This window comes from Bradyrhizobium sp. 164, from assembly GCF_023073715.1.
Lineage (GTDB): Bacteria > Pseudomonadota > Alphaproteobacteria > Rhizobiales > Xanthobacteraceae > Bradyrhizobium.
Window position 1 is genome coordinate 18538 of the sequence record NZ_JADPKA010000028.1, and the last position, 18942, is coordinate 37479.

Genomic DNA, 18942 nt, shown 5'->3' on the forward strand with positions numbered 1-18942 from the left:
GATTTTTTGACGCGGCCAGGCCGCGAGCCGGCTGGCGGGAGCTCCCGGGCGGCGATCAGGTCATGTGGAAGATGAAATCGCTGGCCTTGAGATTTGCCGCGATCACGTTTTTCAGCAGCAGCGACTCGTTCTCCGTGACCGGCGCGCCCTCGGGCTGCGTGACCTGCTGATGCCAATTGACCAGCGTGTCGCCGGAGCCCTGCTGCTGGACGATGGTGAGATTGCCGACGGAGTTGACGTCCGAGAACTGCCGCAGGTCGATCTTGTCCAGCCCGGTCGTGAAATCGATGATGGTGTGCGTGAAATCCGTATTGGAGTTTTCGGGGCCATAACCAATCGAACCCGGCGAGAACACGAACTGATCCTTCCCGGCGCCTCCGATCAGCGTGTCGCCGGTGTCGGTCGCGAAGATGACGTCCTTGCCGCCGGTGCCCTCCAGGGTGATGCCCTGGCCGGTGTCCCCCGCCTCGTTGAAGAGGAAGTGGACGGTATCGAACAGGCCGGTGGTTCTGTCCTTCACCGTCAGCGTGATCTGATCGTTGTCCGGCGGCGTTTGGCCCGGATCATAAATGACCCCATCCGCGAGGGCCAAGTTGATGTCATCGAGAGAGCCGCACGCCGCCCCCGGGGCGACACTGCTGTCCGGATCATGTGCAGTTACGGTCGTGATCTGGAACTCATCCGTCGCAGCGTCGGCATCGGTGTCGATGATCGAGAGACCGGTGATGAAGTCGGTGTTGCTCTCGTTGTCGTGCCAGACGTAGAAGCTCGTGGTGTCGATGACCGGGCCGCTGGCGTCGTCGGCGCCGGTCACGTCTACCCTGAGCGTTGCCGTGCCGGTGGCACCATGCGCGTCCGTGGTCTGGACCGTGAAAATATCCGCATAGGACCCGTCCGACAGCGCGTTGATGGCCCCTGCATTGGGAACGTAGCTGTAGCTGCCGTCTGGGTTGACCGTGAGCGAACCGTACAGTCCCGCAACTGTCGTCGTGGCATGGTGATCCGCGTTCAGGACGGCAAAGGTCAGCGTCGCCGTCTCGCCGCTATCGGAGTCGGTGCCGGCCAGTTGCCCGGTGAGGTTGGAGAAGGTGTCGTCCTCGGCGGTGTCCGTGAGCGGGCCGATGTGAAGATCGGACAGCGTCGGCGCATCGTTGCTGCCGGCAATGTTGACTGTGACGATTGCGCCTGTGCCAGCGCCCTCGGCATCCGACGGAACGATCGTGTATTGCAGCGACAGCGTCTGGCCGGCGGCGAGAAAGTTGAAGGCCTGGCTGCCCGAATTAAAACACCAGGAGAACTGGGCATAGGTGGCCGTGCCATCGAGGATGTCGCCGGACGGCACGGTGAGATAGTTCAAAAGATCTGCATGCGACAGCCCGCCGACGCAGCCGGTTTGCGGCACGCCATCGAGAGAGACCTGCACCTGGCTGACCGACACCGTGACGTGGTCGCTCGCGTCGACCTCGGAGACCGTCAGCACGCCATGCGAGAGCTGGCCGGCATTGGTTTCCATCAGACCGGCAACGGCGCCGCCCGGCCCGGAGGTCCCGCTGGCCCAGTCCGCAGTACCCTCGATCGCGAGGCTGTGGGCGGAGTTGACCGTATTGGCGGCCGTGGTCCCGTTGCCGTCGCCGAGCTGATAATACGCGGCAAGATTCGCCTCGTTGCCGGTGAGGCCGGTGAAATCGATCGACTGGATCTGCGTCTGCGTGAGCGCGGTGGTCCAGACGCTGACATCGGCGATCGAGCCGGTGAAGCCCTCCCCCTTATAGCCGGGCCCGCATTCATGACTAGCCGCACCGATCATCATGTAGGACGCCGACGGATTCGACGGGCTGCCGTCGATCGGATTGAACGCCCATGACTGCGAATATTCGAGCTTTCCGTCCAGATAGAGCGTGAAGGTGCCGTTGTCGCGGGTCAGCGCGATGTTGTGCCACTGCGACGCCGTGAGCGCCACGCCGGTATCTTCGATATCGACGCCGCCTGCGAGAATCTGCAGCTCCAGGGTACCATCGTCGTTGACCGTACCGAGGAGACCGAAACCGGTGGTCGAGGTGTTACCGTTGTAGAACAGGATCTGGCCGTCGCCGGGATCGGCGGCCCCGCTCCAATTCACCCAACCGTCCAGCGTGACGTCATCAGTGGCGACCGTCGGCACGTCGCCAACCGCGATCGTCTCGCCGTCGAAATTCATGTAGTCCGACGTCACATAGGAAACGGCCGGCGCATCGTTGGTGCCGGTAATCGTGACGGTGACGTCCTGGCTGACGGTGCCGCCGTGATGATCGTCGAACGTGACGGTGTAGACCTGGGTGACGGTCTGTCCCTCCGCCAGCGACTGCAGCACGGGATCGCTGTTGTCCAAGGTGAAGTGCCAGCCCAGCGTCGCAGCGTTGCTGGCGTCGCTACCGGATTCAGCCACCGACGAATCGATCGAGAAAGTGCCGATATGCGAACCGGTCCCGAAGCCCGCCAGAGCCGAGCTGACGGACGACGATTTGAACGACCACTGTGCCGTATGGGTGTCGATCAGGTCGACGTCCTGGATTGCCAGCGTGCCGCATGCCGACAGCGACGAGCCCTCATCCTCGGTGACCGCGCCCGTTGCCGCGGCGGCATCGCTGGTGATTGTCGGTGCGTCATTGCCGCCGTTGATCGTGACGGTCACGTCCTGCGAGACTTGCGCGCCGTGATCGTCGGTGAAGGTGACGGTGTAGACCTGGGTGATGGTCTGGCCCTGCGCCAGCGACTGGAGCACCGCATCGTTGTTGTCGAGGCTGAAGTGCCAGCCCAGCGTCGCGCCATTATCGGTGTCGGTGTTGAACTCCGCGAGCGCGGAATCGATCGTGAAGGTCCCGAGTGGCGTACCGTCGTCGAAGCCCGGCAGATGAACGCTCGACGTCGACGACTTCAACACGGTCTGCGCGGTGTGAACGTCGATCAGGTCGAGATCCTGGATCGCGAGCGTGCCGTCGATCGACAGCGTCGCGCAAGTATCCTCGGTCACAGCTCCGGCGGCGTCCGCGGCACTGCTGGTCATCGTCGGCGCGTCATTGGTGCCGGTGATGGTGACCGTAACGTCCTGAGAAACCTGTGCACCGTGATCGTCGGTGAAAGTGACGGTATAGACTTGAGTGATGGTCTGCCCTTTGGCCAGCGACTGGAGCACCGGGTCGTTGTCGTTGAGCACGAAATGCCAGCCCAGCGTGGCACCGTTATCGGTGTCGCTGCTGGATTCGGCCACCGACGGATCGATCGTGAAGGTCCCGAGAGGCGTGTTGTCGTCGAAGCCTGGCAATTGCGCGCTCGACGTCGACGACCTGAACACCGCCGTCGCGGTGTGAGTGTCGATCAGATCGAGATCTTTGATCGCCAGCGTGCCGCAGGTTGACAGCGTCGTGCTGGCATCCTCGGTGACGCTCCCCCTTGCCGCGTCGGCATCGCTCGTAACGGTCGGCGCATCGTTGGTCCCGGTAATGGTCACCGTGACGTCCTGGGTGACCGTCCCGCCGTGATGATCGTCGACCGTAACGGTGTAGACCTGCTTGATGGTCTGGCCTTCGGCCAGCGACTGGAGCACCGGATCGTTATCGTGGAGCGTAAAGGTCCAGCCCACGGACCCTCGCGTGCTGACGCCGGGACTTTCGCTCACCGCCGCAAGCGCGAAAGTGCCGATATGCGAGGTGCCGTCGCTGAAGCCGGGTAAATGCGAGCTCGACGTCGTCGACTTCAGCGCGAAACTCGCGGTGTGCGTGTCCGTGAGATCGGGGTCGTTGAAGGTAATCGTGCCGCTCGCCGCGAGCGTCCCCGCCGTGTCCTCGATCACCGCGCCGGTTGGGATCGTGGAGTCTTCGACGATCGTCGGCAGGTCGTTTGTGCCCTCGACATTGACGTCCGCACCGTTGATGGACACGGTGATCGGCGTGCTGACCACACCGCCGTGCCCGTCATCGACCTGCACCACGTAGTTGAGGATCAGCTTTTCGCCTTCGGCGAGGAAATCGAAGAGATGGTCGGGAGCGCTGTAGGTCCAGGTGGCCGAACCGTTGTTACTGTTTCCCGCGCCCTGCACCACGGTCAGCGGCACCTCGACGGCGGCGATCGCGGCGCGCTGCTCCGCCGTCAGCGTCGCGCTGATATCGTTGCCTTCGGCATCGAGATATTTGAACGGCTGGGTCGACGAGAGCGCCGCGCTCACGATCGGCCGGTCCGTCAGATCGACGTCGGTGAAGCTGACCGTGCCCGTGATGGTGTCCAGAGCCTGGTTGCCGGTCCCGACCTTCTCGATGACGGTGCCACCCGATGTCGCCACGGTGGGCTTGTCGTTCGTTCCCGTGATCGTGATGGTGATCGGGATGAACTTGGACTCCGGGCTCACTGCGAAATTGGTATCGACGCGAACCATGTAGGTCAGCGTCAGCGTTTCACCGGCCGCGAGGAAGTCGAAGACGTTGTCGGGGATCGTGTAGGTCCAGACCGCCGAGCCGTTGTTGGTGTTGCCGCCATCGGCGACGACACTGATCTGGATCTGCGTCGCCGCGATGTCCTGCTTCTGGAGCGCGGTGAGCGAGCCGGTGACGTCCTGCTGGCCGGCGTTCTTGTAGACGTAGTTCGGCGCCTCGGCGAGGCTCACCGACACCGACGGCCGGTCGCCAAGGTTTTGGTCGACGAAGGTGATCCGGCCTGAGACAGTGTCGGCATGCGTTGTGTCGCCCGTGGCGTCCGCGCGCTCGGTGAGCGCGAACGCGGTCTTCACATTGCCGCTGGAATCGAGGCTTTGCACCAGCGGCTGGCCGGGAACACGGGTGGCCGTGGGCGTAGAGTTGCTAGGGGCTTCCTGTCCCTGCGGATTGAAGTTCGTGAAGACCGCGGTCACGATGTAGCCGGCCGGGGTCTTGATCAAGATCCCGTCGCTGGTCTGCGTGATCGTGTCGGTGAAGTTCGTGGTCAGCTTAGTGTTGCTGTTGTTATCGGTGAACTTCAGCGTGAACACGTCCGTGATCAGCTTCTGCACGTCCGGCGACATCAGCGCATTGGTGATCGAGATGTTGCCGCCGCTGATCTGGATCATCTGGCCGGCCTGGTTGACCGTCGCGATCGGCAGCAGCGTGATCTTGTCGAACAGAATGTACGAGCCCGTGGTGCCGTTCGGCTCGACCAGCACCTGGAAGCTCGCCTGCGGCTGCGGATCGCCGCCACCGGCAGGGACGACGAAGTTGATCTGGGTCAGCACCGCAGTGCCGCGGATGCCCATGGTGGCGACCGGCGTGTCGACCTTCATGTCACCGTGCTTAGCGGTCTCGCCGGCGACGAAGGTGATGGTGCCCGCGACCAGGCTCAGCAGCGAGGAATTGCTCGACCCGTTGGGGTCGTAGACCATCTCGTTCAGCACCATCCGCGCATTGGAGGACAGGCCGAACACGGTGCCGTCGATGAAGGTGATGCCGAGTGTCGAATCGGCGCCGGTCGAGACCACGTCGCCCTTCTCGACATTGTCGCCATTGTTCAGGATGACCGACACGCCGTTACGGATCGCGGACGCGCTGCCGGAGAGTTTTGTGACGTGACCGATGACCTGGGCCGCTGCGGTGCCGGGCGCAGCCTGCGCATATTGTACATGGCCCGTGAGGGTATTGACGATGTCGCCGGTGAGATGGGCGCCGTCCGGCGAGGCGATCGCTGCCCGCTTGTCGCCCCTGAAATAATCGTGAACGACGAACTCGCGACCCTCATGGGACAGCACGAGGTCGAGACCTGCGCGCTTGAACTCGCCGTTGAAGATCAGGCTAGGGTCAGGAACAACGAACGCGCCATCGGGCACATTGCCATGTGCCTTTGCGACAAAGGGCTTGGCAGAGAAATCGACATGGACATCGGCGGGTAAACGGGAACCCGGGCCGTCCAAAGAGATCGTGGCGTCAAATTTGCCAGCGTAATTCAACCGGGCACCGTAAAAAGGGTTAAAATCTAAGTAAGTATCGACTGCCTAAGCTTGCATAGCATTACCAAGTCCTTAGCGAAACCATCTATTGCTTGTGTGATTCGGCGTCACCGAGCCGCACAGGCCCCGTTGAATCAAGTCTCCTGGAGGATGCGCGGCAATACCGCAAACATTTGGAAGTATAATTTTCCCATGTTGGAGCTAATTTCGTCGATCCTCACGTATTCTAAAGTATAGAGTAGGCAACGAATACTTGTGTCATCTTCTATTCCAATACCCGGCAGCACACTGGGGCAAACATGGAACCAAATCTGTGATCCAGTTAACAGAACGCGTGAAATAGCGGGTCGTTAGGCATAGGGCGTGAAATTACGAGCGCACGATCAGCACCTGCAATTAGTTCCATTCTCGCGTGGGTGGCGTCCCCCTTGCCTGCGTAAAATTTTACGCAATATGAGCAGGCGCGTTTCAGCCTGTTCCCCGGTTTTGTGACCCCTGCCGGGCGCGTTAAGCAGAACAAAACGGCCCATCTCGCACTATCTGCCCGAAAGCAACAAAGCCGGCACGTCGAGATCGAGAGGGATCTCGCGAAGCCCGGAAGGGGATGTCAGATGGAGACCGCTGGTCGCTGGCGCGCTTGGCGCGCAATCCTTGTTATGTGCGGATTGGTCCTGCTCGGATCGGCCGCCGAGCTTCGCGCCGGCACGCTGCTGTCGCCCGGCGCCGGCGTCCTTGTGCGCAAATCCGCCGAGCCCTTCGGCGTGTTCGCCTTCGCCATCTCGTCGGGCGGCCTGCAACGGAAATGGCTCGCGCTGAAGGACAAGCTCGACGACGACATGGTGCAGCTCGCGCTGTGCGATGGCGATCGGGACAATTGCGCATCGCCTGCGGCCCTGAAGCTGCTCGCCATCGTCGACCAGGCTCGTGATCGCGACGGCCATGCGCGGCTGGGCGAGGCCAACCGCGCCGTCAACTTCGCCATCCGGGCCGTCAATGACGGCACCAATGACGTCTGGAGCTCGCCGCTTGCGACCTTCCAGCGCGGCGCCGGCGATTGCGAAGACTACGCTATTGCCAAGCTCGCCGCACTGCGGCTCGCCGGCATTGCCGCTGAAGACCTCCGCATCGTCGTGGTGCGCGACACCCGCGCCGGCGAGGCGCATGCCGTGGCCGCCGCGCGGCTCGACGGCCACTGGCTGATGCTCGACAACCGCCGCATGGCGATGGTCGAGGACGACGCTGCGCGGAGCTACCAGCCGCTGTTCGTGCTCTACCAGTCGGCCGTGATGAAATATGTCGACGAACCCGCGCGGTTCTCGATCGCAGCCACCGAGCCGCGGTGATCCACTTTGTAGCGCGCATGAAGACAACGGGCCGGCGCAAGGCGCTGCCCGACGGCTGGCGTTGCCGGGAGGACGAACTGGCCCCGGTGAATTCGGGGACGGCGGGTGGGGGATCGTAGCCGGTCGCGCTTTCTTCCTTCTCTCCTGCGGCAGAAGGTGGCGCGAAGCGCCGGGTCTGTCTGCGCTCGCAAGACTGTTCGTGAGAATAGAACCCCTCACCCGGCTTCGCATTCGCGAAGCGACCCTCTCCGACGAGGGGAGAGGGTGCACCGTTCGCGCGGCAAGAGCGAGCGCATCAAAACATCAGATTGTCCTTCACCAGCACCCAACGGCCGCCCTTGACCTGCTGTACCTGGGTGATCGTGTTGGCGAGGTGATCGGTCTTGGAGAACTTGGTCGGGGGCGAGTTGAAGATGTCGAGGAATTTCTCGCCCGACTCGAGCGCGTCCAGCATCTTCTGACCTGTGAGATCCTTGCCCGCTTTCTCCGCGTAGAACGCAAACGTCATCACCGCGTTGTAGCCGATGATCGCCTGCGTGTTGGCGTCGGTGCCAAACATCTTCTTGTAGTTCACCAGCCAGTCCTTGACCTTGCCCTTGGCGGTGTCCTCGTAGGGAATCTCGAAGCCGCTGGCGGCGTAGAGACCTTCGACGGCTTCCTTGCCGAGCATCGGCACCTCCATCACGTTGGTCGGCGTGGCACCGAGGAAGGTGACGTCCCAGCGGAGTTTCTTGGCTTCGGTCATCGCTCCTATGGTCTCGCGGAGCACGGTGCCGAGCACGACGAGGTCGCAGCCGTCGGACTTCATCTTGGCGATCTGCGCGCTGAAGTCGGAGGCGCCGCGCTTGTAGCTCGTGATCGAAGCCGGCTGAGCCTTCATCGCGGTGAGCTGCTGGTTGAAGCCGTCGAGCACGTTCTTACCGTACTCGTCATCCTGATGCATGATGCAGGGCTTCTTGAAGCCCTTCCACTCCATCATGTATTTCAGCGCGGCCCGCGTGCTCTCGACGTAAGGCAACAGGTTGTTGAACTTCAGTCGCTCCTGCGGCTTGGCCGGATCGAACTTGAAGGTGAACTCGGCCGCCGTCAGCGGGAAGAGCTGCAGTACGCCGGCGTCGAAGAGGATGTCCTGCGCGGCGAGGACCGTCGGTGATCCCATAGGTCCCACCATCGCGAAGATCTTGTCGCGCTCGATCAGTTTTTGCGACGCCAGCACGGCCTTTTTCGGATCATAGCCGCTGTCCTCGATGACCAGTCGAATCTTGCGGCCGTTGATCCCGCCGGACGCATTGATCTCCTCGGTCGCCATCTTCATGCCGTTTGCAACCGGGACGCCCCAACCCTTGATCGGTCCCGACAGGTCCTGGTGAGTGCCGATAACGATCTCGGATGCCGAGATGCCTTCGTTGGTGACCTTGGTTTGCGCCGCGGCCGGCAGACAGGTGAGCACCACGGCACTCACAGCAAGGCCGAACGCGCTGAACGATTTCGACATTGACGTCTCCTCTCCTAAAGGCCCGTGTTGGACGAAGGTCGAGGGCCATCGCTCCTCCGCTTGCTTGAATGGGCTCGCTTTTCTTTTCTGCACATGCCCCGTCGGGAAACCGACTCCCACTCTTCCGGGGGCATGTGAGTCACGCCACCGCACGCTGGCGATACATCGCCTCGATCTCGGCAGCGTAGCGCTTGTTCACGAAGCCGCGCTTCAGCTTCATGGTCGGCGTCAGTTCCTCGTCTTCCGGAGTGAGCTGGCGCTCGATCAGGTAGAACTTCTTGATGGTCTCGACGCGGGCAAAATTGCCATTGACCTGTTCGATCTCGCGCCAGATCAGGTCCTGAATCTCCGTCGCCCGGCACAGGCTGGCATAATTGGTGAACGGGATGTCGTGGTCCTGCGCGAATTTCTCGACATTCTCCTGGTCGATCATGACGAGGCAGGTGAGATAGGGCCGCTTGTCGCCGATCACCACGGCGTCCGAGATGTAGGGCGAGAATTTGAGCTGGTTCTCGATCTCGGACGGCGTGATGTTCTTGCCGCCCGAGGTGATGATGATGTCCTTCATCCGGTCGGTGATGCGGACGAAGCCTTCATTGTCGATGGTGCCGACGTCGCCGGTGTGCAGCCAGCCGCGGGAATCGATGGTTTCGGCGGTCTTCTCCGGCTGGTTCAGGTAGCCCATGAACAGGAAGTCGCCTTTGATCAGGATCTCGCCGTCGGGCGACAGCACGACCTCACCCCAGGGGACGGCCGTGCCGACCGAGCCGAGCTTGATCCGCTCCGCCGGCATCATGGTGGCAACCCCGCAATTCTCGGTCTGGCCATAGACTTCGTGCATGTCGATGCCGAGCGCGAGATACCAGCGGATCAGTTCGGGGGCGATCGGCGCGGCGCCGGTGAAGGCGATGCGGCAGCGGTCGAGCCCAATCATGCGGCGAATGTTGCGGAAAGCGACGCGATAGGCGAGACGGTTGGCGAGGCGCAGCATCAGCGGCGGCCTCCTGCCCTCGAGCCGGCAATCGACCATGCGGTAGCCGATGCCGATGGCGCGGCGATAGACCCATTGCTGGAGCGGCGTCGCATCCTTCAGCGCGATGGTGATCGCGGAATAGAATTTTTCCCAGATCCGTGGCACTGCGAGGAAAACGGTCGGCTGCACCTCGCGCAAATTATCGGGCACGGTCTCCGGGCTCTCGGCAAAGTTCATCACCGAGCCGAGCGCGACCGAGATGTAATAGCCGCCGACGCGCTCGGCAACGTGACAGAGCGGCAGAAAGATCAGCCGGTCCTCGTCCTCTTGCGCGGGAATGAAGTCGCTGGCGTGCCGCATCTGATGCGTCACGCTGCGGTTGGCATGCATCGCGCCTTTCGGCGGACCTGTCGTGCCCGACGTGTAGACGAGGATCGCGAGATCGCCGGCGCCGCGGCCGTCGATCATCTCCTGCCACAGCGCCTCGCGGCCGACCATGTGGTTGCGGCCGAGCGCGCGGAACTCGTCGAGCGACATCACCATGTCGTCGGAGAAACCGCCGAGGCCCTCCATGTCGAACACGATGATCTTCTGCAAGGTAGGACAGCGCGCCCGGCAGGCGAGGACCTTGTCGAGTTGCTCCTCGTCCTCGACGAAGATCACCTTTGTTCTGGAGTCGTTGACGAGATATTCGACCTGGGACGATGCGTCGGTGGGATAGATGCCGGAGGAGACGCCCCCGGCGCACAGGATGCCCATGTCGGCATGGACCCATTCGGGCACGGCATTGGCGATGATGGAGGCGACGTCGCCGGGCATGAAGCCGATCGCGCGAAGCGCATAGGCGACCTCTTTTGAGATATCCAGCCATTGGCGCCAGCTCGTCGGCTGCCAGATGCCGAACTTCTTCTCGCGGATCGCCGGCCTGTCGCCCCGCGTCTCGACGGCGCACAGGAAGCTCTTCGCGATCGTATCAGCGACCGTCAGCACCGCCGGTCGGGCCATGCACCTCTCCTCCTTGTCGCGATCCCCTCCGTCGCCTGCCTTGCCGGCGGTCTATGTCTTGCGGAGGGGCTCGTCCATCTAACGCCACGTTTTCTTCTTTTTCCAGCGCCGTTCGCCTCTAGCGCCCACTTCCTTGGCGCCAAGGTAAAATTCCTGGATGTCCTGGGAATGCATCAAGCGGTCGCAGGTGTCGTTCATCACGATCCGGCCGATCTCCAGGACATAGCCGTAATGCGCGGTCTCCAGCGCCACCTTGGCGTTCTGCTCGACCAGCAGGATCGACATGCGCTGCTCCTCGTTGACGCGGCGGATGATGGTGAAGATCTCCTTCACCATCAGCGGCGACAGACCGAGCGAGGGTTCGTCGAGCAGGAGCAGCGTCGGCCGGTTCATCAGGGCGCGGCCGATCGCCAACATCTGCTGCTCGCCGCCGGAGAGCTGACCGGCCGGCTGGTTGATGCGCTCCTTCAGGCGCGGGAAATAGCCGTAGACGCGCTCCAGATCTTCCGCGACGACGTCACGGTCCCGGCGCGGATAGGCGCCCATCATCAGGTTCTCGCGCACCGAGAGGAACGGGAAGACTTCGCGCCCCTCCGGCACGTGACTGAGGCCGAGCCGCACGATCCTGTCGGCTTCCATGCGCTGGATCGGCTTGCCCATGAACTCGATCGCGCCCTTCTGCGGATCGAGGATGCCGGAGATGGTCTTGAGCACTGTGGTCTTGCCGGCGCCATTGGCGCCGAGCAGCGTGACGATGCGGCCGCGCGGTACCTCCAGCGAGATGCCGCGGATCGCCATGATCGGCCCGTAATAGCTCTCGATGTTCGAGAGTTTCAAGATGGTCTCGGGTGTCGCGGTCGCATCCATCGACTCAGGCTCCCAGATACGCGGCGACGACATCGGGGTGCTGCTGCACCTCGGCCGGAGAGCCCATCGCCAGCACCCGGCCATAGTTGAGAGCAATGACGCGGTCGGAAACGCGGTTCACCAGCGACATGTCGTGCTCGACCATAAGCACGGTGACGCCGAGTTCGTTTTTCATGTCGCGGATCCAGAACGACATGTCGTCGGTCTCCTCGACATTGAGGCCGGAGGACGGCTCATCCAGCAGGATCAGCTTCGGCTCCGAGCACAGCGCGCGCGCCAGCTCGATCACCTTGCGCACGCCATAGGGAAGGCCCGAGATCAGCTTGTCGCGATAGGGTTCGAGATCGAGGAATTCGATCACCTGCTCGACCCGGCGGCGGTGCACCTTCTCGTTGGCCCGTACGCTCGGCAGGAACAGCAGCTCCTGCCAGAGTTGGGTGGTGGAATGGCGGTGGCGTCCAACCAGCAGATTGGAGAGCACGGTCGCGTTCTCGAACAGCTCGATGTTCTGGAAGGTGCGGGCAATACCGAGCTTGGCGATGTCGTAGGGCGGCTGTTCGGTGATGTCCTGGTCCTCGAAGAAGATGCGGCCCGACGTCGGCCGGTAGATGCGCGAGATCAGGTTGAAGATCGAACTCTTGCCGGCGCCGTTGGGACCGATGATCGAGAGGATCTCGCCCTTCTCGATCGCGAACGAGACCGTATCGACGGCCTTGAGACCGCCGAAGTGCAGCGACAGGTTCTCGGCGCGGAAATAGCTCATCGGTTGCGCTCCGATTTCACGTAGATCTTCTGCCGCTTGAAGGTGGCGCGCTTGTAGAGCGGGAACAGTTGGAAGAAGAGCTTGATCTTGAGCCAGCGGCCGTAGAGGCCGAGCGGCTCGAACAGCACGAACAGCACGATGATGACGCCGTAGATCGCGCCTTTCAGGCCGTTGAGCGAGGCGAAGGCTGCGACCTTGGACTGAATGTTGCCCGCAGTCGCCGAGCTCGCACCAAATGTCGCGGCGATGCCGGCGATAATGCCGGGCATGTCGTCCTTGAGGTAAGTCAGGAACGGATCGATCATCACGATAAAGATCGCGCCCAGAACCGCGCCGTGCAGGCTGAAGGCGCCGCCGATCAGGATCACGATGATGAACTCGATCGAGAGCTGCAGCGTGAACATCTCCGGCGAGATGAACGAGAGCTTGTGCGCGAACAGCACCCCGGCAAAACCGGTGATCGCCGCCGAGATCGCAAAGGACTTCACCTTGTAGAGCGCAACATTGACGCCCATGCTGCGCGCCGCGGTCTCGGAGTCGCGGATCGCAACAAAGGCGCGGCCCGTCGGCGAGCGCAGCAGATTGAGCGTGCCGACGATGGTCAGCACCAGCACGGCAAGGCAGAGGTAATAGAAGGTCGGGCTGTCGCGCGGGACCGTGACGCCGAGCAGCGATAGCGTCTTGACCCGCATGCCTTCATTGCCGTTGGTGACGCTCTCCCAGCGCGCCAGGATCTCCTCGACGATCAAGGCAAAGGAGATGGTGGCGATGACGAGATAGATGCCTGTCAGGCGCAGGGCGGGAAAGCCGACCATCGCGCCGATGATCCCGGTCAAAACTCCGGCAGCGAGGAAGTAGACCGGGAACGGCACGTTGTATTTCTGCAAATACGCCGCTGTATAGGCCCCGATCGCGAGGAACGCTGCGTGCCCGAGCGAAGCCTGGCCGGTAAACCCGGTCAGGATCAGCAGCGCCACGCCGACGGTCGCATAGATGCAGACGAAGACGAGCTGGCTCATCAGGTAGCTGGAGAGCAGATAGGGCGCGATCAGCAGCAGTGCGAGCAGGACGCCATAGGTGGCGACGTAGCCCGAATGCGGAAACAGCTTGATGTCGTCCTCATAATCGGTCTTGAACAGGAAGCGCATGGCGTTCAGACCTTCTTGCGGACGTGGAGGCCGAACAGGCCTTCAGGTTTCAAGAGCAGCACGGCGAGCAGCACGATGTAGGGTGCGACGTCCTTCCAACCTTCGGCCAAATAAAAGCCGGCCATGCTCTCGATCACGCCGATCAGCACGCCGCCGACGACCGCGCCCGGGATCGAGCCGAAGCCGCCGAGCACGGCGGCCGGAAAGGCCTTCAGGCCGAGCACGAGGCCGACATTGGAATGGATGAAGGTGATCGGCGCCAGCAGCACGCCGGCGCAGGTGGCGACCGCCGCGCTAATGGCCCAGACGATCGACACCACGCGCTTGACCGGAATACCCATGTAATAGGCCGCCAGCATGTTCTCGGAACTGGCGCGCATCGCAGTGCCAAGCGTGGTCTTGTTGAAGAACAGCCACAGCAGCGCGCACAGGATCATTGTTGCTGCGATCACCGAGAGCTTGTCGTAGGCAAGGACCAGAGAGCCCATGCGCAGCACCCCCTGGCTGAAGGGGGTCTCGATTTTCAAATCGTCGGTGCCCCAGATCATGCCGGCGATCGAGCGCAGGAAATAGCCGAGGCCGATCGTCGCCATGATGATGGAGAATTGTGGATAGCCGAGGATCGGCCGCACCACCACGCGCTCCGCCAGCATGCCGAACAGCGCCATGGCGGCCACGGCACCGGCAAAGCCGATCCAGTAGTTCAGACCCATCATGCCGATGAAGGTGAAGGCGAAGAAGCCGCCGAGCATCATCAGATCGCCCTGGGCGAAATTGACGACCTCGGTGGCCTTGTAGACGAGCACGAAGCCGAGCGCGATCAGGCCGTAGACGCAGCCGAGCGCAACACCGCTGACCAGCTGCTGAACGAAATCCAGCATCGCCGCGCATCCTCCCGACGCAACCAACGGTTCTTCCTGACCGCCTTGTTGCATCTTGTGTCCAGTCGCTACGCAGTCGTTTCGCTGCGTCAGCGCCATTTGTCCGAGGCCAATTCAGCCTGAACCGCCAAGCGCTGTCAACAAACGGACACTTGCCTTTAGGATAACGGAATTTGTCGGCCGTAGATTCACGGTGCCGAAACATCTTAAAGTCATGGTCGCGGACGATGCAAAACCGGATGGTGTGGCCGTCATGAAGCCGGACAGCTCGGCGCTGGAAGTCCTGGGGTTAACGAAGCGTTTTGACCGTTTGGCGGTCGATGGCCTCGATCTCACCATTCATGCCGGCGAATTCTATGCCCTGGTCGGCCCTAACGGCGCCGGCAAAACCACCACCCTGCGCATGGTCGCAGGCCTGCTGCGGCCCGATGCCGGACGCGTCTCGATCTTCGGCATCGATGCGCTCCAAAATCCGGTCGCCGCCAAGCAGATGATGGCATGGGTGTCCGACGAGCCGATGATCTACGACAAGCTGACGCCGCTTGAATATCTCGAGTTCGTCGCCGGTCTCTGGGGTATCGCGCCGTCCAGCTCGGAACCGGTTGCGCAGGAGCTTCTCGGCTCGCTGGGCCTCGAGTCGCATCGGCACGAACGCTGCGAAGGCTTTTCCAAAGGCATGCGCCAGAAGGTGGCGCTGGCCGGCGCGCTGGTGCACGATCCCCGCCTCATCATCCTCGACGAGCCGCTGACGGGGCTCGATGCCGTTTCCGCCCGCCATGTGAAGGGCCTCCTCAGCGAGCGCGTCCGCGCCGGCTGCACCGTCATCATGACCACGCATATTCTCGAGGTCGCCGAGCGCATGGCCGACCGCATCGGCGTGATCGCATCGGGCCATCTGGTCGCCGAAGGCACGCTTGACGAACTGCGCCGGCAGAACGGCCATGACAATACCAGCCTGGAAGACCTTTTCATCGCGCTGGTGACGTTTCCGGACGCCGCATGAGCTCGGCGACCGCGTTCTCCTGGTTCGCTCGTCACGAGCTCCGGCTCGCCTGGCGCGAATGGTTTGCCATGATGACCGGCGGCCAGCGCAAGCGAGCGCGCGCCGCCGTCATCGGCCTGTTGTTCTTCGCAGCACTCCTGCACGTGCCGGCCTGGGCGGTGATCGGCCGCTTCGCCGATCTGCAACTGCCGCTCGATAAGGCCTCGCTGATCGTGATCTCGGCGACGATCTTTCTGGCCTGGAGCTTGATGCTGTCGCAGGCGATCGAATCGGTGACACGGGTGTTTTACGCCCGTGCCGATCTCGACCTCATCATGTCCTCGCCGGCGAGGCGGGCCAACCTGTTCTCGGTCCGCATTGCCGCGATCGCGCTGACCGTCACGGTGATGGCGCTGCTGTTCTCGACGCCCTTCATCGACGTGCTGGTGATCGGCGGCGGTGCGCGATGGCTCAGCGCGTTGGGCGTCGTGGTCGCGATGGGCCTGTCGGCGGCGGCGATCGCGATTGCCGTCACCATTCTCCTGTTTCGGCTGATCGGGCCGGCGCGGACGCGCTTGATCGCCCAGATCCTCGCCGCGGTCATCGGCGCTGGCTTCGTGATCGCGCTTCAGGTCGCCGCGATCATGTCCTACGGCACGCTGTCGCGCTTCACCATCCTGACCTCGGGTAGCCTCGCCGCCTACGCGCCTGATGTCGACAGCATCTGGTGGTGGCCGGCGCGGGCGACCATGGGCGACTGCGAGGCGCTGTTGCTGCTTCTCGCGCTCGGGCTCGTGCTGCTCGGAAGCGTCATGGCGATCTTTTCGGGCCGCTTTGCCGATACCGCCATCGATGCGGCGGCGTATGGCGCATCCGGCCGCGTGCGCGCGAAGGAGCGCCCATTCCGCGGCGGATCGCGGCAGCAGGCGCTGCGGCGCAAGGAATTTTCGCTGCTCTGGCGCGATCCCTGGCTGATCTCGCAGACCCTGATGCAGTTGCTCTATCTGGTGCCGCCGGCGCTGCTGCTCTGGCGAAATTTTGCCGACAGCTCGGCAGCGCTGACGCTGATCACGCCTGTCATCGTGATGGCGGCCGGACAGCTTGCCGGCGGGCTTGCCTGGCTGACCATCTCGGGCGAGGACGCGCCCGACCTGGTCGCGACCGCGCCGCTGACGCCATCCAGCGTCATCCGTGCCAAGATCGAGGTGGTGCTGATCGCGACCGCCGTGATCTTCTGCCCTCTGGTGGCGGCGCTGGCCTTCGCCTCGCCAATCCAGGCGGCAATTAGCGCCGGCGCAATCATTATCAGTGCGGCCTCCGCCACCGCGATCCAGCTCTGGTTCCGGGTGCAGGCCCGGCGCAGCCAATTCCGCCGCCGCCAGACCTCCTCGCGGCTTGCGACTTTTGCCGAAGCCTTCTCCTCGATCGGTTGGGCCGCGACTGCGGCGCTGCTGCTCGCTCTCCCCATCGCCGGCCTTATCAGCGGCCTGATCACGGCTAGCCTCATTGCCATCACCTGGAAGTTCAGCCCGCGGCGTGAATAAGCCACGCTAGCGAAAGGTGCGACACTGACGCGCTGTTGATCGCAGCCCATTGGCCACGCGCCGCATTGCACGCTAGACTTTCTCGTGAAGTCATCGGAGACGGATGCATGTGGCGACTGGTTTCGGCGGCTTTGGCGCTGTTCGGCGTATCCCTCGCACCTGCCCTCGCCCAACAGCCACCTCAACGCAGCGAATGCCTGGCGATGGCCAACGCGACGCCGCGCGCGCTGCCGGTCGCGTTCCGGCAGGCCGCCGGCTCAGCCGAGGTCGAGATCACCTATGCCGGCCACTCCACCTATTTCATCGATACGCCCGGGGGCCTGCGCATCGCCACCGACTATAGCGGCGCCTATCAGGTGGGACCGCTGCCCGATGTGGTCACCATGAACCGTGCGCACAGCACGCACTACACCCTATTCCCGGACAAGCGCATTCCCCATGTGCTGCACGGCTGGGGCGTGGACGGCCAGCCGGCGATCGTATCGGAGCGCATCGGCGATACCTTCATCCGCAACGTCACCACCGACATCCGCCGTTATTTCGGCGACGATACTGGCGCCGACATGATCCGCGACGGCAACTCGATCTTCATCTTCGAGGTCGCCGGCCTCTGCATCGGTCATCTGGGTCATCTTCATCACAAGCTCGACGACAGCCATTTCGCCCAGATCGGGCGGCTCGACATCGTGATGGTGCCGATCGACGGCACCTATACCATGTCGCTGGACGGCATCTCCGAGATCACGAAACGGCTGCGCGCCTCGGTGGTGCTGCCGATGCACCGCTTCGCCACCCCGCTCGACACTTTCATGCGCCGGATCGGCCAGCAGTTCGAGATCGACCAGCGCATCGAGCGGTCGTTCCGGATCTCGCGGGATGCTCTGCCGTCGAAGCCGACCGTGATCATCCTCGACGGGGTCTGACGCGCGAAGCCGGAACACATGAACGTCCTCTGACTTGGTTTGCTTCAAGATCATCCTTGGTCGGAGCAATCATGAGCAGACGATTTTCTATCCTCGGCTCATTCGCCGCGATATATTTGCTGTGGGGTTCCACCTACTTTGCCATCACATTGGGCCTAGAATCGATCCCGCCATTTTTGCTGATGGCGCTCCGCTCGTTCTGCGGCGGCATTGCGCTATTGGCGATGAGCGGTGGGCAGGTCGCAAACGTATCCTCGCAGGCGTGGGCGCGGGCGAGCCTTTGCGGACTGCTCTTCTTCGTCGGCTGCCACGGCGTGCTCGCTTATGCCCAGCAATCGATTCCTTCGGGCGCGGCAGCGATCGTTCTTGCTACCATCCCGTTCTGGATCTTGCTGATCGATGTCTTGTTCCCCGGCGATCAGCGACCAAAACCCCTCGCCCTGCTTGCGCTCGTGCCCGGCTTCTTCGGCGTTGGTCTCGTGGCGTGGCAGAACGTCGAGCAGGCGGGCATCAGCATTCTTCCCGTCGTCCTTCTCCTGGCTGCGGCCTTGTCATGGTCGGTCGGGACCGTCCTGTCCCGGAGCATGTCGCACCAGGCGTCCGCCGTCCTGCTGTCGGGCATGCAGCTTACGATCGGCGGTGCCGTGTTGTTCGCAATCAGTTGGCTGACGGGCGAGATCCCAAGCTTCAGGCCGAGCGACGTCTCGCCGACTTCGCTTGCCGCGGCGCTTTGGCTGATCATCTCAGGCAGCGTGATCGGATTCGTCGCCTACAATTGGCTACTGGAGAACGTCTCGACCTCGTTGGTATCGACCTACACTTTCGTCAACCCGGTGATCGCAGTGCTGCTCGGTACCGTCATTCTGGGCGAGCCGTTTTCACGTCTGATGCTGCTTGGCGCGGTCCTCGTCATTGTCTCCATCATCGTCATCTGGCTGGCGGAACGTTCAGCGAGCCGGCGAACGAACGATGCGACCGATCGCGGCATGAGGCATCTGTCGCCACGCAAGACCTGACGACCGCGGACGGCAATTTTCTCCAAGTCGCTAAGGCACGTTCATGCTGATCTCCTCG

The 18942-nt window shown here is 62.8% G+C and carries 12 protein-coding genes; 5 read left to right on the plus strand and 7 right to left on the minus strand.

Translation table 11 applies throughout. The features are described from left to right. Nucleotides 1–55: 55 nt before the first annotated feature. Nucleotides 56–5824, minus strand: coding sequence for a VCBS domain-containing protein (locus tag IVB01_RS10205; protein WP_247450579.1), 5769 nt, complete (start codon nt 5822–5824; stop codon nt 56–58). 731 nt (nt 5825–6555) lie between these two features. On the opposite strand from IVB01_RS10205, the gene IVB01_RS10210 reads away from it, so the two are divergent. After that, the gene (locus tag IVB01_RS10210; RefSeq protein WP_247281706.1) at nt 6556–7287 is read left to right on the plus strand and encodes a transglutaminase-like cysteine peptidase; all 732 of its coding nucleotides are present in this window, start codon (nt 6556–6558) and stop codon (nt 7285–7287) included. A 295-nt stretch (nt 7288–7582) separates the two neighbouring features. Here IVB01_RS10210 and IVB01_RS10215 read toward each other — a convergent pair whose 3' ends face one another. The 6 genes from IVB01_RS10215 to IVB01_RS10240 form a co-directional block, all read right to left on the minus strand. Beyond that, nucleotides 7583–8782: an ABC transporter substrate-binding protein gene (locus IVB01_RS10215; RefSeq protein ID WP_247281707.1), complete on the minus strand. Its 1200-nt coding sequence runs from the start codon at nt 8780–8782 to the stop codon at nt 7583–7585. Between the two features lie 139 nt (nt 8783–8921). Beyond that, complete coding sequence (locus IVB01_RS10220; protein ID WP_247494480.1) at nt 8922–10760, minus strand: AMP-dependent synthetase/ligase; 1839 nt, start codon at nt 10758–10760, stop codon at nt 8922–8924. A gap of 78 nt (nt 10761–10838) precedes the next feature. Further along, complete coding sequence (locus IVB01_RS10225; protein ID WP_247494481.1) at nt 10839–11627, minus strand: ABC transporter ATP-binding protein; 789 nt, start codon at nt 11625–11627, stop codon at nt 10839–10841. Nucleotides 11628–11631: 4 nt separating this feature from the next. Beyond that, the gene (locus IVB01_RS10230; protein WP_247281710.1) at nt 11632–12390 is read right to left on the minus strand and encodes an ABC transporter ATP-binding protein; all 759 of its coding nucleotides are present in this window, start codon (nt 12388–12390) and stop codon (nt 11632–11634) included. Next, nucleotides 12387–13538 carry a branched-chain amino acid ABC transporter permease gene (locus IVB01_RS10235; RefSeq protein ID WP_247281711.1) on the minus strand — a complete coding sequence of 384 codons (1152 nt, stop codon included), beginning with the start codon at nt 13536–13538 and terminating at the stop codon, nt 12387–12389. Before IVB01_RS10235 ends, IVB01_RS10230 begins: the two co-directional genes overlap by 4 nt. Nucleotides 13539–13543: 5 nt before the next feature. Beyond that, entirely contained in the window at nt 13544–14419 is an 876-nt protein-coding gene (locus IVB01_RS10240) for a branched-chain amino acid ABC transporter permease (RefSeq protein WP_247281712.1), read from the minus strand. A 253-nt stretch (nt 14420–14672) separates the two neighbouring features. On the opposite strand from IVB01_RS10240, the gene IVB01_RS10245 reads away from it, so the two are divergent. From IVB01_RS10245 to IVB01_RS10260, 4 genes are all read left to right on the plus strand, one after another. Continuing rightward, a complete protein-coding gene (locus IVB01_RS10245; RefSeq protein ID WP_247282043.1) occupies nt 14673–15422 on the plus strand; it encodes an ABC transporter ATP-binding protein in 750 nt (249 codons plus the stop codon). Beyond that, entirely contained in the window at nt 15419–16945 is a 1527-nt protein-coding gene (locus tag IVB01_RS10250; RefSeq protein ID WP_247494482.1) for a permease, read from the plus strand. Before IVB01_RS10245 ends, IVB01_RS10250 begins: the two co-directional genes overlap by 4 nt. Nucleotides 16946–17052: 107 nt before the next feature. Further along, on the plus strand, nt 17053–17868 hold the full coding sequence (locus IVB01_RS10255; RefSeq protein ID WP_247281714.1) for an MBL fold metallo-hydrolase: 816 nt from the start codon (nt 17053–17055) through the stop codon (nt 17866–17868). Nucleotides 17869–17939: 71 nt separating this feature from the next. After that, nucleotides 17940–18884, plus strand: coding sequence for an EamA family transporter (locus IVB01_RS10260; protein WP_247281715.1), 945 nt, complete (start codon nt 17940–17942; stop codon nt 18882–18884). Nucleotides 18885–18942 lie beyond the last annotated feature (58 nt).

What these genes read in the sequence shown, in the direction of transcription:
- IVB01_RS10210 (WP_247281706.1), top strand. Translation starts at nt 6,556, where the DNA reads ATGGAGACCGCTGGTCGCTGGCGCGCTTGGCGCGCAATCCTTGTTATG.
- IVB01_RS10215 (WP_247281707.1), bottom strand. Translation starts at nt 8,782, where the DNA reads ATGTCGAAATCGTTCAGCGCGTTCGGCCTTGCTGTGAGTGCCGTGGTG.
- IVB01_RS10220 (WP_247494480.1), bottom strand. Translation starts at nt 10,760, where the DNA reads ATGGCCCGACCGGCGGTGCTGACGGTCGCTGATACGATCGCGAAGAGC.
- IVB01_RS10225 (WP_247494481.1), bottom strand. Translation starts at nt 11,627, where the DNA reads ATGGATGCGACCGCGACACCCGAGACCATCTTGAAACTCTCGAACATC.
- IVB01_RS10230 (WP_247281710.1), bottom strand. Translation starts at nt 12,390, where the DNA reads ATGAGCTATTTCCGCGCCGAGAACCTGTCGCTGCACTTCGGCGGTCTC.
- IVB01_RS10235 (WP_247281711.1), bottom strand. Translation starts at nt 13,538, where the DNA reads ATGCGCTTCCTGTTCAAGACCGATTATGAGGACGACATCAAGCTGTTT.
- IVB01_RS10240 (WP_247281712.1), bottom strand. Translation starts at nt 14,419, where the DNA reads ATGCTGGATTTCGTTCAGCAGCTGGTCAGCGGTGTTGCGCTCGGCTGC.
- IVB01_RS10245 (WP_247282043.1), top strand. Translation starts at nt 14,673, where the DNA reads ATGAAGCCGGACAGCTCGGCGCTGGAAGTCCTGGGGTTAACGAAGCGT.
- IVB01_RS10250 (WP_247494482.1), top strand. Translation starts at nt 15,419, where the DNA reads ATGAGCTCGGCGACCGCGTTCTCCTGGTTCGCTCGTCACGAGCTCCGG.
- IVB01_RS10255 (WP_247281714.1), top strand. Translation starts at nt 17,053, where the DNA reads ATGTGGCGACTGGTTTCGGCGGCTTTGGCGCTGTTCGGCGTATCCCTC.
- IVB01_RS10260 (WP_247281715.1), top strand. Translation starts at nt 17,940, where the DNA reads ATGAGCAGACGATTTTCTATCCTCGGCTCATTCGCCGCGATATATTTG.